General features: G+C 44.7%; 15 protein-coding genes and 1 tRNA gene. 7 read left to right on the top strand and 9 right to left on the bottom strand.

The features are described 5' to 3' along the window. Position 1: 1 nt before the first annotated feature. From hemA to ICN25_RS02260, 6 genes are all read left to right on the top strand, one after another. On the top strand, positions 2-1,318 hold the full coding sequence (gene hemA / locus ICN25_RS02285) for a glutamyl-tRNA reductase (protein ID WP_216178804.1): 1,317 nt from the start codon (positions 2-4) through the stop codon (positions 1,316-1,318). Then, positions 1,319-2,398 (top strand): peptide chain release factor 1, encoded by a 1,080-nt coding sequence (prfA, locus tag ICN25_RS02280; protein ID WP_216178803.1) that lies wholly within the window; start codon positions 1,319-1,321, stop codon positions 2,396-2,398. A gap of 11 nt (positions 2,399-2,409) precedes the next feature. Then, positions 2,410-3,258: a peptide chain release factor N(5)-glutamine methyltransferase gene (prmC, locus tag ICN25_RS02275; RefSeq protein WP_216178802.1), complete on the top strand. Its 849-nt coding sequence runs from the start codon at positions 2,410-2,412 to the stop codon at positions 3,256-3,258. A 104-nt stretch (positions 3,259-3,362) separates the two neighbouring features. Next, on the top strand, positions 3,363-3,671 hold the full coding sequence (grxD, locus tag ICN25_RS02270) for a Grx4 family monothiol glutaredoxin (RefSeq protein WP_216178801.1): 309 nt from the start codon (positions 3,363-3,365) through the stop codon (positions 3,669-3,671). 33 nt (positions 3,672-3,704) lie between these two features. Beyond that, positions 3,705-4,979, top strand: coding sequence for a DNA recombination protein RmuC (gene rmuC, locus ICN25_RS02265; RefSeq protein WP_216178800.1), 1,275 nt, complete (start codon positions 3,705-3,707; stop codon positions 4,977-4,979). A 3-nt stretch (positions 4,980-4,982) separates the two neighbouring features. Beyond that, positions 4,983-6,302 (top strand): MFS transporter, encoded by a 1,320-nt coding sequence (locus ICN25_RS02260; RefSeq protein WP_255536641.1) that lies wholly within the window; start codon positions 4,983-4,985, stop codon positions 6,300-6,302. Between the two features lie 14 nt (positions 6,303-6,316). On the opposite strand, the gene ICN25_RS02255 is transcribed toward ICN25_RS02260, so the two are convergent. The 9 genes from ICN25_RS02255 to petA form a co-directional block, all read right to left on the bottom strand. Beyond that, positions 6,317-6,985 (bottom strand): bifunctional 2-polyprenyl-6-hydroxyphenol methylase/3-demethylubiquinol 3-O-methyltransferase UbiG, encoded by a 669-nt coding sequence (locus ICN25_RS02255; protein ID WP_216178799.1) that lies wholly within the window; start codon positions 6,983-6,985, stop codon positions 6,317-6,319. Then, entirely contained in the window at positions 6,985-7,587 is a 603-nt protein-coding gene (locus ICN25_RS02250; RefSeq protein WP_216862851.1) for a glycosyltransferase, read from the bottom strand. The genes ICN25_RS02255 and ICN25_RS02250 overlap by 1 nt, the downstream gene beginning before the upstream one ends. A gap of 114 nt (positions 7,588-7,701) precedes the next feature. After that, entirely contained in the window at positions 7,702-9,582 is a 1,881-nt protein-coding gene (locus tag ICN25_RS02245; RefSeq protein ID WP_216178798.1) for a tetratricopeptide repeat protein, read from the bottom strand. Between the two features lie 69 nt (positions 9,583-9,651). Continuing rightward, positions 9,652-9,727, bottom strand: a tRNA-Thr gene (locus ICN25_RS02240). Between the two features lie 18 nt (positions 9,728-9,745). Beyond that, complete coding sequence (locus ICN25_RS02235; protein ID WP_216178797.1) at positions 9,746-10,147, bottom strand: ClpXP protease specificity-enhancing factor; 402 nt, start codon at positions 10,145-10,147, stop codon at positions 9,746-9,748. A gap of 28 nt (positions 10,148-10,175) precedes the next feature. Continuing rightward, positions 10,176-10,787: a glutathione S-transferase N-terminal domain-containing protein gene (locus tag ICN25_RS02230; protein ID WP_062307169.1), complete on the bottom strand. Its 612-nt coding sequence runs from the start codon at positions 10,785-10,787 to the stop codon at positions 10,176-10,178. A gap of 79 nt (positions 10,788-10,866) precedes the next feature. Beyond that, positions 10,867-11,640, bottom strand: a complete 774-nt coding sequence (locus tag ICN25_RS02225; RefSeq protein ID WP_370624682.1) for a cytochrome c1 — start codon at positions 11,638-11,640, stop codon at positions 10,867-10,869. A 29-nt stretch (positions 11,641-11,669) separates the two neighbouring features. Continuing rightward, complete coding sequence (locus tag ICN25_RS02220; RefSeq protein ID WP_216178796.1) at positions 11,670-13,070, bottom strand: cytochrome bc complex cytochrome b subunit; 1,401 nt, start codon at positions 13,068-13,070, stop codon at positions 11,670-11,672. Positions 13,071-13,080: 10 nt separating this feature from the next. Beyond that, positions 13,081-13,683, bottom strand: a complete 603-nt coding sequence (gene petA, locus ICN25_RS02215; protein ID WP_015420298.1) for a ubiquinol-cytochrome c reductase iron-sulfur subunit — start codon at positions 13,681-13,683, stop codon at positions 13,081-13,083. A 138-nt stretch (positions 13,684-13,821) separates the two neighbouring features. On the opposite strand from petA, the gene mscL reads away from it, so the two are divergent. Next, positions 13,822-14,244 (top strand): large conductance mechanosensitive channel protein MscL, encoded by a 423-nt coding sequence (gene mscL, locus ICN25_RS02210; RefSeq protein WP_216178795.1) that lies wholly within the window; start codon positions 13,822-13,824, stop codon positions 14,242-14,244. The last annotated feature ends 99 nt before the right edge of the window (positions 14,245-14,343 follow it).

Below are 14,343 nucleotides of genomic sequence, written 5' to 3'. Positions count from 1 at the left end.
TATGAAGTTGTTGACACTCGGCATCAATCATCACACAGCGCCGGTCGCCATTCGGGAAAAGGTCGCCTTTGACCCTGAATTTCTTCAAGAAGCGTTGCACGATCTTCGCCAACATCTCGTTGGCGCGAATCAGGCCGGCCTGCCGGAAGCCACAATTTTGTCTACCTGCAATCGCACAGAAGTGTATTGCGCTGCTAACGATGCAGATGCAGCCAGTCTTTTGCATGAAGCCACTTTTGATTGGTTAGCAAAAACTCAACAAGTTGCTCCCAGTAGTTTGGAGCCACATATATATTCACTACCGCAATCGGATGCGGTACGTCATGCTTTTAGAGTTGCCTGTGGATTAGATTCCATGGTGATTGGTGAAACCCAAATTTTGGGTCAGATGAAAGATGCTGTTCGCACTGCAAATGATGCGGGCGTCTTGGGCACTTACCTCAACCAACTCTTTCAGAAAACCTTTGCTGTTGCAAAAGAAGTTCGTGGCTCCACAGAGATTGGCGCTCATTCGATTTCGATGGCAGCCGCCTCAGTTCGTTTGGCTGAACGTATTTTTGAAAGTATTGCCGAGCAACGTGTTCTGTTTATCGGCGCTGGCGACATGATCACTTTGTGCGCAACCCATTTCGTTGCACGTAAGCCCAAGGCTGTTGCCATTGCCAATCGCACCATCGAGCGTGGACAAGAATTGGCTGACTCGATTTCGATTCAGGATGTTGAAGCAGAATCCTTTAAGTTGTCTGAGCTGCCCTCACGTCTTCATGAATTTGACATTATTGTTTCAAGCACTGCATCCTCACTGCCGATCATCGGCCTAGGCATGGTGGAGAGCGCACTAAAGCAGCGCCGCCATAAACCGATGGTGATGATTGATTTAGCAGTACCTCGTGACTTTGAGCCAGAGATTGCTCGCTTAAATGACATCTATCTTTATACAGTCGATGATTTAGGCGTAATGATTCAGACAGGCGCCTCTTTGCGTCAAGCCGCTGTGAGTCAAGCTGAAGCGATCATTGAAGATCGTGTTGGTAATTTCATGCACTGGATGCAGGGCCGGAAAACTGTTCCACTCATTCAAGATATCCAGCAACAAGGTGAACACCTTAGACAACTTGAACTTGATCGCGCTATGAAAAGATTAATGCGCGGTGAAGATCCCCAAGAGGTACTCAACGCAATGGCGCAGGGCTTAACCAACAAATTCTTACACGGCTCATTGCATGCTTTACAACACTCTAATGGCGCTGAGCGTGACGCCCTGATTAAGTTGCTTCCTAAATTATTCGCCTCGCACTCCAAGCCAGAAGACCATTAGATGAAGCCCAGCATGCGGGCTAAGCTAGACCACCTAGACACGCGCTTAGCCGAACTCAATTCCCTGTTAACTACCGAAGAGTCCACGAAAGACATGGACAACTATCGGAAACTTACTCGCGAGCACTCCGATATTGCGATGGTAGTGGAGCAATTTGGCTTATACAAACAAGCCGAGGCTGACGCACAAGCTGCAGAAGAGATGCGCAAAGATCCTGAGATGAAAGACTTTGCTGATGAAGAACAAAAACAAGCTCAAGCCACCATGGAAGAGCTCGAAGGTGTTCTTCAAAAGCTCCTTCTGCCAAAAGATGTCAATGACGAGCGCAATGTCTTTTTGGAAATTCGTGCGGGTACCGGTGGTGATGAGAGCGCACTCTTTGCCGGCGACCTACTTCGTATGTATACGCGCTTTGCAGAGCGCCAGGGTTGGAAAGTAGAAGTAGTAAATGCTGCTGAGTCTGATCTAGGTGGCTACAAAGAAGTTGTCCTACGTCTTGTAGGCCAATCCGTTTACTCGCGTCTCAAATTTGAATCCGGTGGACACCGCGTACAACGCGTGCCCCAAACAGAGACTCAAGGACGCATTCATACTTCTGCCTGCACTGTGGCAGTAATGCCGGAAGCCGATGAGCTGGAAGCTGTAAAGATTAATCCCGCCGAGCTGCGTATTGATACCTTTAGAGCTTCAGGTGCTGGTGGTCAGCATATTAATAAAACAGATTCCGCAGTACGTATCACGCACTTACCGACTGGTACTGTAGTGGAGTGCCAAGATGATCGTAGTCAGCATCGCAATCGTGAGCAAGCAATGAAGGTGCTTGTCTCACGCATCATGGATGCACGCGAACGTGAAAAGCACCAGCTAGAAGCGCAAACCCGAAAATCTCTCATTGGTTCCGGTGATCGCAGCGATCGCATTCGAACCTATAACTTTCCTCAAGGTCGTATCACTGATCACCGTATTAACCTCACACTCTATAAGATCGATGCCATGATGGATGGTGATTTAGATGATCTATGCAATGCTTTGGCATCAGAACATCAAGCTGAACTTCTTGCAGCTCTTGGTGATAATTAATTCCACCAAGGATGAGTGTCAGCCAGCCTTTACGTGAATTAATTAGCAACTGCTCGTTGCCAGCCAATGAAGCGCGCATATTACTGGCACACCTACTAGAGAAACACTACCAGCTACCACGCTCCGCCCTCCTATCGCGCGATGATATGAGTCTGAATGAGCAGGCTTTTCAGGAATGGGAGAATCTAGTCACAAGAAGGGTAAATGGTGAGCCCATTGCCTACATATTAGGCAAGAAGGGCTTTCACAACATTGAATTGCAAGTGGGTCCCGGGGTACTCATCCCTCGCCCTGAAACTGAACTCTTGGTAGACATTGCACTGAATGAAATCGCCAAACTCAACAAACCCCCAAGAGTATTGGACTTGGGTACAGGTTCTGGCGCCATTGCACTCTCTATTGCAAACGCATCGCCATTAGCCTCAGTTGTTGCAACAGATCAATCCGCAGAGGCTTTGGCAATTGCAATAAAAAACGCTAAATCGTTAAATTTGACAAAGCAAGCCCAGTTTTTGCAAGGTAGCTGGTATGAAGCACTAATTCAGCAAAGCCAGTTTGACGTGATTGTGAGTAATCCGCCTTATATTCCCAATCAAGACCCCCATCTTTCTCAAGGTGACCTGCGGTTTGAGCCATCTTCTGCCCTCACCGATTACGGTAGCGGCCTTAGCTGTCTTCAAGCAATTATTTCAGGTGCAGATAAGTTCTTAAAGCCTGGGGGGCTGATTGCCGTTGAACATGGGTTTGATCAATCTGAATCAGTCGTCGATCTGATGAAAATTACGGGTTTAATTGATGTTCAGGCTCATCTCGATTTAGCAGGACACTGCCGCGTAGCTTCTGGTAGAAAACGGCCTTAAAACCCCCAGAGGGAATTAACCCTTTTCTTCAGATAGCCTTAAAATTACACCTATTGTTAGTTACAAAGCAAGATCACCTTACAGCGTTAATTTAGGAAAAAATTATGGACACCCAAGCAAGAATTCAAGAAATCGTTTCTAGCAATCCTGTTGTATTGTTTATGAAGGGTAATGCCCAGTTTCCACAATGCGGCTTCTCCGGAAATGCAGTCAACATCCTGCGCTCATGTGGTGTAGAAAAACTGCACACTGTGAATGTATTGGAAGATGCGGAAATTCGTCAGGGAATTAAAGAATTTTCAAACTGGCCAACTATTCCTCAGCTATACATCAATGGTGAATTCATTGGTGGCTCAGACATCATGACCGAAATGTATCAAAGCGGTGAATTACAAACCCTAGTAAAAGCTTAATCGCTTAGCCAGCAAACCAACAAGTAATCATCAGTGACTTTTGATTTAAGCTCTCTTCTTCTATTTGGCCTGCCATTCGGTTTATGCGCAGGCCTTTTAGTCTATGCGCTTAATTTACGTTCAGCCCTCAATCGCGCTGAACAGCAAAATCAAGCTGAAGCTGCCTTAGCCATTAGCTTACGTACAGAGCGTGATCAAGCAGTACAAAATGCCATTCGCCTAGAGGCAGCCCTGGAATCTGAGCGTAAGCAAGGTCTCGGGAGAATTGAATCTCTTAATGAGGCTAAAGAGGCGCTAACTAGCCAATTCAAAAATCTCGCCAATGAGATTTTGGAAGATAAGTCCAAGCGCTTTACCGAGCAGAATGTTGCTAATCTGGATGCACTTCTAAAACCACTGCAAACCAAGCTCTCCGAATTCAAAGAGCAAGTAAACCTCTCTTACGGCAATGAGGCTCGTGAACGCTTTGCCCTAAGGAGTGAGATTGAGCGCCTTGCTAATCTGAATCTGCGTATGTCAGATGAGACGCGCTCACTAACCCAAGCCCTCAAAGGTGACTCCAAAGTACAGGGTAATTGGGGTGAGCTGGTGCTCGAGTCCATCTTAGAATCTTCAGGCCTACGTAAGGGTGAAGAGTACCTAGTTCAGGATAGTCACACCCAGACTGATGGGTCACGCCTGCAGCCAGACGTTGTTGTGAAACTACCCGAAGGCAGAAGCTTAGTAGTTGATAGTAAAGTTTCCATCACAGCATATTCACGCCATGCCGGGGCAACAGATCCGGTTATTGCCGAGCAAGAGTTGGCAGCCCATATTCAATCGCTTAGGCAACATATTCAAGGGCTATCCAGTAAGAACTATAGCTCCCTGTATGGCATTGGCTCAGTAGACTTTGTATTAATGTTTGTTCCCATTGAGCCCGCTTTCTTATTGGCGCTGAAGACGGCACCAAACCTCTACCAAGAGGCTCTTGCTAAAAATATTGTGCTGGTATGCCCGAGCACATTGATGGCAACCTTGAGAACTGTTGCACATCTCTGGCGTCAAGATTCACAAAACCGTAATGCGCTTGAGATTGCTAAGCAATGTGGCACGCTCTACGATAAGTTTGTTGGCTTTGTGGATGATTTGGAAAAACTGGGTCAACGCCTAGATCAAGCTCAAACTAGTTATCACGATGCCTTTAATAAACTTAAGTCGGGAAAAGGCAATCTCATTCGCACAGCAGAGAAAGTACGTGAACTCGGTGTTAAGCCGAGCAAAAATTTATCTGCACCCCTGATTGAATCCTCCTCAGATACAGAATAGAAGTTGACTACTATCAGCGCGTCAGCAATGCAAGCTTCATCCCATTCCTACAAACGAGTTGCTATTGCAGCATGTTTTGGCACCTTTTTAGAGTGGTATGACTTTCTAACATTTGCCACTTTGGCAGTTGTCTTTGCCCCCCTTTTCTTTCCCACGAGTGATCCCAGCACAGCTCTATTGGCTAGCCTAGCAACATTCGGGGTTGGAATGGTAGTGAGGCCAATTGGGGCAGCTATTTTTGGTAGCATCGGCGATAGGATTGGCCGACGCCCAGTCTTTATGATCACCATCGCCCTAATGGGTATCGCAACAGTATCTGTTGGCTTTTTGCCAACCTATAGCCAAGCCGGTATCTGGGCGCCCATTCTTTTGGTTGGCTTAAGACTGCTGCAGGGTCTCTCAGCTGGTGGTGAGATTGGCGGTAGCGCCGTCTATCTTACCGAACATGCTGGCGAAGTAAATCGTGGCTTTAAGACAAGCTTCTTGCAGCTGATGGGGCCGCTTGGCATCTTAGTCTCCACGTTACAAATTGCATTACTCCAAAACTATCTCACTCAAGAGCAATTTTTGTCATGGGGTTGGCGTGTGCCATTTTGGATTTCACTCATTCTGCTACTGCTCGCCTTTAAAGCACGGATGGCCCTAGAGGAAACGCCCATCTACTTACAATTAAGTAAAGCAGAAACTCAATCTAAAAATCCACTACGTGACAATCTCAAGGACCCTGAAACTAGAAAGAGAATGTTTCTTCTATTTTTCTGCATCTCCGCTGGCGGAGCAGTGCTTTTTTTCTGTGTTCAAGTCTATACATCAATCTTTTTAAAGACCTCAGTAAAACTATCGCCACAACTAGTAGACCAATTGAGTGTTTATGCAACGATTGCCTTATTACCGCTAACAGTTTTTGCGGGATGGCTATCAGACAAGATTGGCAGAAAACCCGTGGTTGTCAGTGGCTTGATCCTTGGAGCCACATTGATTTTGCCGGCATTTCATCTTTTGCAAGAAAATAGCAATTCAACAATTTTGGTTGCTCTAGTGTTAATCTGCTTATCAGGAATTCTCGCCTTAGTAGTAGGTCCACAAACAGCCTTACTTGCAGAGCTATTCCCAGCAAAAACCAGAAACAGTGCAGCTACACTTCCACACAATTTAGCGGCCGGCTGGATAGGCGGTCTCTTACCTTTGATTGTTACCTGGCTGAATCAACAATGGGCCAGCGATATTGCTGGACTCTGGTACCCGACTATTTTTTTGGGCGGGGGTGCAATAGTAGCTATTGCATTTCTACCAGAAACCAAAGCAGTAGAGCTTAGCAAGTAACGCCAAGGATAGATTTAGTTTTTAACAGCCTTCACCACATATTGATAGGCGAGTGAGTCTGAGATTGCAAGTTGCGGGTCGGCGCCAGACAATCTAGCCATTTCGCCAATTGCAGGTAAAAATGAATCTCTTTGTGGCTCATCAAAGATTCTAGGTGCACCCTCTTCAATTACAAACCCAGCCTGATCAAACATTTCAATGATTGTTTGTCTTGTAAACCATCGCAAATGGGTCTTATCCATAAGACCCCTATCCTCATAGCGAAAGTCGCCAATACTTAGCTTGGCTTGTATAGACCAGTGTTGAGCATTAGGAATGCAGGCTACAACTGTGCCACCACTCGGAATCACTTCATAAATTCTCTTAAGAAGAAGCCAGGGGTTCTGAAGGTGCTCAAGAGTGTCTCCAAAAATCCAACAATCCCTATCGCTATTGGATTCCCAAAAATCAGCATCCGCACTTTCAATGTTTAATACTGATACTGAACTACAAAAACGCCTTGCAAGGTCGGCATAATCGGGGTCAATTTCGATTCCAAAATAATCTGCATTTGGCGAAATCTTTTTAAATTCTCTAGCTAAAGCACCAGAACTGCACCCCACCTCAATCAGTTTTTTTGCATTTTCCGGGATCATTCTGAGCAAATCTGGATTATGAAAATCATGAATTGGTGTTTGTTCCATCACTCCCCCCACTTTTTAACGTAATCATTGTAAGCAGCGCTCCAGGATTCTGAGCCAAAATTACCGCCGCTCTCATGGACAAGGGATAGAGGAATAGTTCCCATACTTACACCCCTTAACTCAGCTTGCCGGCAAAAATCCATGTCGTAAAAATGAAATTTAAAATTCTCATCAAAGCGAAGGCTCTTGCTAATTAGCGTTTCACTAAAGGCCGCTAAGAGAACCCCGTCCAACAACTTAACCTCCTGAAAAGGGGGGCCAAAAAAACTGAAGTTTTCGGGCGGAAATCCAGATCCATGACCAATGATGCCGCTTAAATTAGCGCTCTCATCCCAATTTAATTGGGAGTCAATGAAAGCCCAGGATGCTTGAAGTGGAACCCTCCTCTTATTTCCAACCACACCAACAATTCCATAAATATTTAATCCATTAAAGATTGCCTGCATCCAACAAAAATCTAGGATATGGATATCGTCGTGTGCAAAAACCATCATGGATGGTGCATTACCTATAGATTTTTCAATGACGCTGTTATATATCTCTGACAGCCCCTTGGTATTCTCCGGAAAGAGATGAACTGTTAAATAGGGGGCTGCATACAAAGCGAGCGACCGTCCTGTGGCAGTGTTTTGCCAAAAATTTTCTGCAGTCTCTCTAGTGGCAACGATAAATTGAACTTGTATGACTTCACCTATAAAAGAAAAAAGGGGTTCTGCCTAACTTTGACATGCGATATGCTCAGGAGGCAATCCAGCTTGCTGTCTATCATAAATCTTCCTATACGACGTCTCAAGATGCAGTGTAAAGTTTTTTGCATCGAACAAAGGGGCTGTTAATCGATTCTCTGCTAACTTATTCTTTATATTCTTGAGCTCATCTGGATTTTGACCCAGATAAATTGCCATATCTTCATATTCATTTTGAGTGGTCGCAATTAACTCCGGTAGTCCAATGCCGCGCAAAATACTCGCGCCCATTCTTCCCGAGAATGTCTGCCCCATAAAGGTGAGAACAGGTAGCCCAGCCCACAATGCATCACTAGCAGTTGTGCCTGCATTATATGGTGATGTGTCGAGAAATAAATCTGCTACACGATACCGCGATAAGTACTCATCTTGAGGCAGGCGCCCACCAAAAATAATTCTATCGCCACTTATCCCTCGACTTTCAATTTCATTTCTCAAATTCTGTTTAATAGTCTCATTATTTGCATAAACCCACAGTACGCTTCCCTCCACCTTATTAAGGATTCGCGACCAACTACCCAATATGCTAGGAGTAATCTTGAAATTATTATTGAAACAACAGTAAACAAAACCTTTATCCGGAAGACCCACCTGCTCGCGCGTAAAAACCTTATCTGAAATTTTTCGTTTTGGGTCATTCGCTTGATAAGTGGGCAAGTAAATTAATTTTTCTGAATATGCGCTTTGAAATTCAGCCGGAATGATGGTCTCATCGGCAACCAAATAGTCATAATAAGGTGCAGCCATGCTACCCAAAAAACCGATGTAGCCAATCTGAATTGGCGCCGCACGATAAGAAAATATTCTCGGTCTATTGTGGGCTGTAAGACCACCCAAATCAACTGCAATGTCAATTTGCAAATCCCTAGCTAACAATGCCACCTCTTTATCAGTTTTCTTATTCACATCAAGAAAGATATCGCATGCATTTTTGACGCGAATTTGCATTTCATCTTTAGGGCTATCCCTGTAGGAAAATCCATAAATCTCAAACTTACTGCGATCATGCTCTTCAAGAACGCCGGCCATCAAATATGCAACAGGGTGATTTAGGAAGTCGCCAGAGAAATAAGCAATTTTTATCTTCTTATTTGGAGCCCTTCCTTCAATTACACCCAAATCTTTGCGCTCGGGAAACATGTCCAACATATATTGTTTGGTTAATGCAGAGATTTGATATGGATCGTCCAAAAGGGCTAGAAAATCAAATGGATGGGTTTTGCTTCCCGGACATATGGCAACTGAACAAAGCTGATTAGTAATCTCTTGTAAATCATCCCAGTGGCACATTTTCATGCGAATATTCATGCTAGATGCAAGTATATGGGGGGCTTTGAAACTGATACTTCTGGCAATCTCAAAACTTTCTAAAGCTTCGGAAAAATTGTCTAGTGCACTAAGAGAATTTCCGCGACCATTGAATGCATCCGCATAGTTTGGATTTAATGCGATAGCCCTGTCATAACTATCGACTGCCTCCTGATAGCGCTCCAATAAGAACAGTCCATTTCCTTTATTGTTGTGTGCCTCAGCATAATTACCATCTAAGGCTATAGACTTATCATAGGACTCTAATGCAAGGTCGAGATAATTTAACGCCTTAAGAGCATTCGCCTTATTGCTATATGTAATTGGATTTTTACTATCTAGACGTATTGATTCATCAAATCTCTGGATGGCCTCTTCATACTCACCCCTGTGCGCAGCTATTACGCCCAATAATCTGGAGACCTCAAAATTCTTGGCCTGCATTTTTTGTATTTGGCGCAAAGTGCGTTCAGCACTTTCTAAATGCCCCTCTTGAATATACTTATGAGCCATTTTGATGAAAAAAATGATTTGAGGATTCATAAGAACATTCTAGTAACTTCCAAATAAAAAGGATTCACAGACTTTCGCTGTAAATCCTTTTAGTGTTTTTGGTGCCCCTTGTCCGACTCGAACAGACCACCTACTGATTACAAATCAGTTGCTCTACCAGATGAGCTAAAGGGGCAACGAGTGATATTTTATCCTATTTCACAATCGTTAAGGAAGGTCTATTGACTTTTGGCTTTTCGGCCGAGTCCTGGCCTAAATCTTTGGACTTATTTGCCTGACTTGGATCAAATGGAAATGACATGCCTTGCCCATTTTCTCGGGCATAAATTGCTAAAACATGACTTACAGGGACCATAATTTTCCTGGGAACACCGCCAAATCTAGCCTGAAAGCTAATCCATTCATTCTCCAAATTCAGCTGATGGCAGGCTTCTAGGGACAGGTTAAGGACGATTTCATCGTTCTTAACAAACTCCATGGGTACCTCTACGTTTTCATCTACGAAAACGGCAATAAAGGGGGTAAAACCAAAATCCGTGCACCACTGATGTAGAGCACGGATTAGGTAAGGTTTATTACTTGGAATGCCAGACATGCTGTAAGCCGCCTGAGTAATGAACCGCTTAGCGGCGCATTACCTTTTCAGAAGGGGTCAAAGCCTCAATATAAGCAGGTCTGCTGAAAATGCGCTCGGCGTACTTCAACAGTGCCGCTGCATTACGAGAAAGATCGATACCATAGTGCTCTAAACGCCACAATAAAGGAGCGATAGCAACATCAAGCATGGAGAACTCTTCGCCCAACATGTACTTATTCTTCACGAAAATTGGTGCCAACTGAGTCAAGCGATCGCGAATAGCTAAACGCGCTTTTTCATGAACCTTCTCTGCTGCTTTACCTTTTTCATTTTCCAACGCTGCAACGTGTACAAACAACTCTTTCTCAAAATTGAAGAGGAAGAGACGTGCACGTGCACGTGCCACAGGATCAGGTGGCATCAATTGCGGATGAGGAAAACGCTCATCAATGTATTCATTGATGATGTTTGACTCATACAAAATCAAGTCGCGCTCAACCAAGATTGGAACTTGGCCATAAGGGTTCATCACCGAGATATCTTCAGGCTTGTTAAACAAGTCCACATCACGGATTTCAAAGTCCATGCCTTTTTCGAAAAGCACCAAACGGCAGCGTTGCGAGAATGGGCAGTTTGTGCCCGAGTACAACACCATCATAAATTTATTTCCTTAAATATCTACTTCAATACAACAAACGCACAAACAACTGCGACTTTAAATATCTAACTTCTTTGGCTTAGTGGATATCTTTCCAGTAAGCCTTGTTCAAGCGCCATGCCAGCAATGTGAAGATTGCCAAGAAGATCAACACTACAACACCGAGACGCTTGCGCTCAAGCTGGACTGGTTCAGCCATCCAAGACATGAATGCAACTAAGTCAGCAATGTTGTCGTCGTACTCTTGTGATTTCATAGTGCCTGGCGTCAACTGCTCAAAACCTACGAATACTTTTTCTGTGCGACTCTCGTCATGCGGATCTTTGCGCTCTTCAAACTTTGCAGCACGCTCACCCTGTAACTGCCAGAGAACATGCGGCATACCAACGTTTGGGTAGACCAAGTTATTCCAACCCGTTTGAGTAGTGTCGTCCTTGTAGAAAGTACGGAAATAGGTATAGAGCCAATCCGTTCCACGTGCACGCGCCTCAACAGATAAGTCAGGAGGCGTCTTTCCAAAGAATGCCTTACCTTCTTTTGGAGTCATCGAGATTGTCATGAGATCGCCGACTTTAGCGTCAGTCAAAATCAAGTTATCTTTGATCTGTTGATCGGTCAAACCAATGTCACGCAAGCGGTTGTATCGCATGCTTGAGGCTGCATGGCAGTTCAAGCAATAGTTCACAAATAACTTCGCACCGTTTTGCAGTGAAGCGTTATTGCTAACGCGATTAGGCGCTGCGTCCAATGGGAAGCCGCCTTCATTTGCATTGGCGCTAATACCAAAACCTAGGGCAGCAACTAAAACTGTTGCTTGGCAGACGCCCATCAAAGTTTGCAGAATTCGTTTCATACTAGTTCCTAATTTCTCGGGTGTCTGAATTAATGGGACTTAAAAGTAACGCGTGTTGGAACTGGCTTGAAGGTGCCAAGCTTGCTCCAGAACGGCATTGCCAAGAAGAAGCCCAGATAATAAATAGTGCAAATCTGAGAAATCTTTTCAAATACTGGTGATGGTGGCTCAATACCCAAGTAACCCAGAATCACGAAGCTCACCACAAACACACCATAGATATATTTATGGAACTGAGGGCGATAGCGAATGGATTTCACTGGAGAATGATCCAACCAAGGCAAAAAGAACATGATCACTACAGAACCGCCCATGATCACAACACCCCAGAACTTAGCATCAAACGCGTAGAAGCCGGCAGCCAAAATCAAGGCAATTGCAGCACATGCGCCCTTAACTTTAATGTTGTTAGATTTGAGAGCAAACATTCCCAAAATCACTGCCAAGAAAATCCACAATGGCAGCAAGAAGTTTGAGGTAGTTGCACGCAACATAGAGTAGAACGGCGTGAAATACCAAACCGGTGCAATATGCGTTGGCGTCACAAATGGATTCGCTGGAATGAAGTTATTCGCTTCTAAAAAGTATCCGCCCATTTCTGGAGCAAAGAATACGATGCAGGCAAATACCATCAAGAATCCACCCAAGTACATTACGTCATGAACGCTGTAATAAGGGTGGAATGGAATACCATCCACAGGATGTCCATTTGCATCAAGCGTATCTTTAATTTCTACGCCATCAGGATTGTTTGAACCCACTTCATGCAATGCAAGAATGTGCGCGGCAACTAAACCAATTAATACCAACGGAATAGCAATTACATGGAATGCAAAGAAACGATTTAGCGTTGCATCACCGACCACATAATCACCACGCAACCACAATGATAGGTCTGGGCCAATCAATGGAATTGCGGAGAATAAGTTAACAATAACTTGTGCACCCCAGTAGGACATTTGCCCCCATGGGAGCAAGTAGCCAAAGAAGGCTTCACCCATTAGGCACAAGAAAATTGCGCAACCGAAAACCCAAATTAACTCACGTGGCTTGCGGTATGAGCCATAGATCAAGCCGCGGAACATGTGCATGTAAACCACTACGAAGAACATTGAGGCGCCAGTGGAATGCATGTAGCGGATTAACCAACCCCACGGCACTTCGCGCATGATGTACTCAACGGATTCAAAAGCCTTTGCAGCATCAGGCTTATAGTTCATCACCAAGAAAATACCTGTAATGATCTGAATAGCTAAAACAACAATAGCTAACGCACCAAAGATGTAGAAAAAGTTCAGGTTTTTAGGAGCGTAATACTCGCTCATATGCCTTTTAAAGGCCTCTGTAACAGGTAAACGTGAGTCAACCCATGCCATTACCTTCTGTGCTACAGGAGCGTCCGCAGGGACTTCTTTTTCGTGAAATGCCATTTATCTCTCCTTAGGCCTTCTTATCTTCGCCAACCAGAATCTTGGTATCGCTCAAATACATATGTGGCGGTACTTCCATATTGTCTGGGGCTGGTTTATTTTTAAATACACGGCCTGCCATATCGAATGTAGAGCCATGGCACGGGCAAAGGAAACCACCTGGCCAAGTATTTGGCAAAGATGGTTGTGGGCCTGACTCAAACTTCGCTGTTGGGGAGCAGCCTAAATGCGTACAAATACCCACTACCACTAGGTATTCTGGCTTAATTGAACGCCATTGGTTCTGGGCATAAGGAGGAGTAAATTGAGCTGGATCCCTTAAAGAATCAGGGTCTGCGAGCTCAGAATCGATTTTTGAGAGCTCAGCAACTTGCTCAGGCGTGCGACGCACCACCCAAACAGGCTTACCGCGCCACTCAACCATGCGCATTTCATCTGGCTGCATGCCAGAGATATCGATCTCAACAGCTGCCCCAGCGGCCTTAGCGCGCTCAGAAGGCTCAAAACTGTCCACAAAAGGGTAAAGGGCTGCAGCTGCACCAACGCCGCCAACCGCTGAAGTAGCGATCAACCAATTACGACGATCCTTGTCCATACAGGGCTTGTCACTCATTTACAAAATTCCTCGGAAGAGCATTTATGGGTGGAAATTGCTTAAAGGTAAGATTTTAAAGTAAAAAGTGGGGTATGCAAGTAAGTTATGGGGTTAATCTCGGGATAATCTACATCTAAATCAAAAAGGAAAGCATTTATGAGCGTTTTAAAGGAGTTTCGGGACTTTGCAGTTAAAGGCAATGTGATCGATTTAGCGGTAGGTGTGATCATTGGTGGGGCTTTCGGGAAAATCGTCGATTCCCTGGTGAATGACATTGTCATGCCGGTGATTTCTACTATTTTGGGTGGCCATATTGACTTCACCAACTTATTTATCGTGCTTGGCAAGGCGCCAGAAAATATTCCGCATACTTTTGACGCCCTAAAAAAGGCCGGAGTACCAATATTTGCTTACGGGAACTTTATTACCATCTCTATCAATTTCATCCTCTTGGCCTTTGTAATTTTTCAAATGGTCAAGGTGGTTAATAAGGTTCGCCTAATAGATGCTCCACCCGCACCTCCAGAGCCAGAGGACACTATTTTGCTTCGCGAGATTCGAGATAGCCTAAAGAAGTAATCACCACTGCACCATAGAGCATCGTCCTAAGCGATGCTCTTGGATCTAGCTGTCCTCGAAGATCCACTGAAAGGCAGTGGATAAAAACAATAAACTCAC

The organism is Polynucleobacter sp. 80A-SIGWE (genome assembly GCF_018882295.1).
Classification (GTDB): domain Bacteria; phylum Pseudomonadota; class Gammaproteobacteria; order Burkholderiales; family Burkholderiaceae; genus Polynucleobacter.
Note: the sequence above shows the minus strand (reverse complement) of the source record. Positions and strands in the feature narration are given on the sequence as shown.

Bases quoted from the DNA above. Each gene is read 5' to 3' on its own strand.
- ICN25_RS02230 (WP_062307169.1), bottom strand. From the start codon at position 10,787: ATGATGGTGTTGTACTCGGGCACAAACTGCCCATTCTCGCAACGCTGC.
- ICN25_RS02235 (WP_216178797.1), bottom strand. From the start codon at position 10,147: ATGTCTGGCATTCCAAGTAATAAACCTTACCTAATCCGTGCTCTACAT.
- grxD (WP_216178801.1), top strand. From the start codon at position 3,363: ATGGACACCCAAGCAAGAATTCAAGAAATCGTTTCTAGCAATCCTGTT.
- ICN25_RS02245 (WP_216178798.1), bottom strand. From the start codon at position 9,582: ATGAATCCTCAAATCATTTTTTTCATCAAAATGGCTCATAAGTATATT.
- ICN25_RS02255 (WP_216178799.1), bottom strand. From the start codon at position 6,985: ATGGAACAAACACCAATTCATGATTTTCATAATCCAGATTTGCTCAGA.
- prfA (WP_216178803.1), top strand. From the start codon at position 1,319: ATGAAGCCCAGCATGCGGGCTAAGCTAGACCACCTAGACACGCGCTTA.
- petA (WP_015420298.1), bottom strand. From the start codon at position 13,683: ATGAGTGACAAGCCCTGTATGGACAAGGATCGTCGTAATTGGTTGATC.
- hemA (WP_216178804.1), top strand. From the start codon at position 2: ATGAAGTTGTTGACACTCGGCATCAATCATCACACAGCGCCGGTCGCC.
- mscL (WP_216178795.1), top strand. From the start codon at position 13,822: ATGAGCGTTTTAAAGGAGTTTCGGGACTTTGCAGTTAAAGGCAATGTG.
- prmC (WP_216178802.1), top strand. From the start codon at position 2,410: ATGAGTGTCAGCCAGCCTTTACGTGAATTAATTAGCAACTGCTCGTTG.
- ICN25_RS02220 (WP_216178796.1), bottom strand. From the start codon at position 13,070: ATGGCATTTCACGAAAAAGAAGTCCCTGCGGACGCTCCTGTAGCACAG.
- ICN25_RS02225 (WP_370624682.1), bottom strand. From the start codon at position 11,640: ATGAAACGAATTCTGCAAACTTTGATGGGCGTCTGCCAAGCAACAGTT.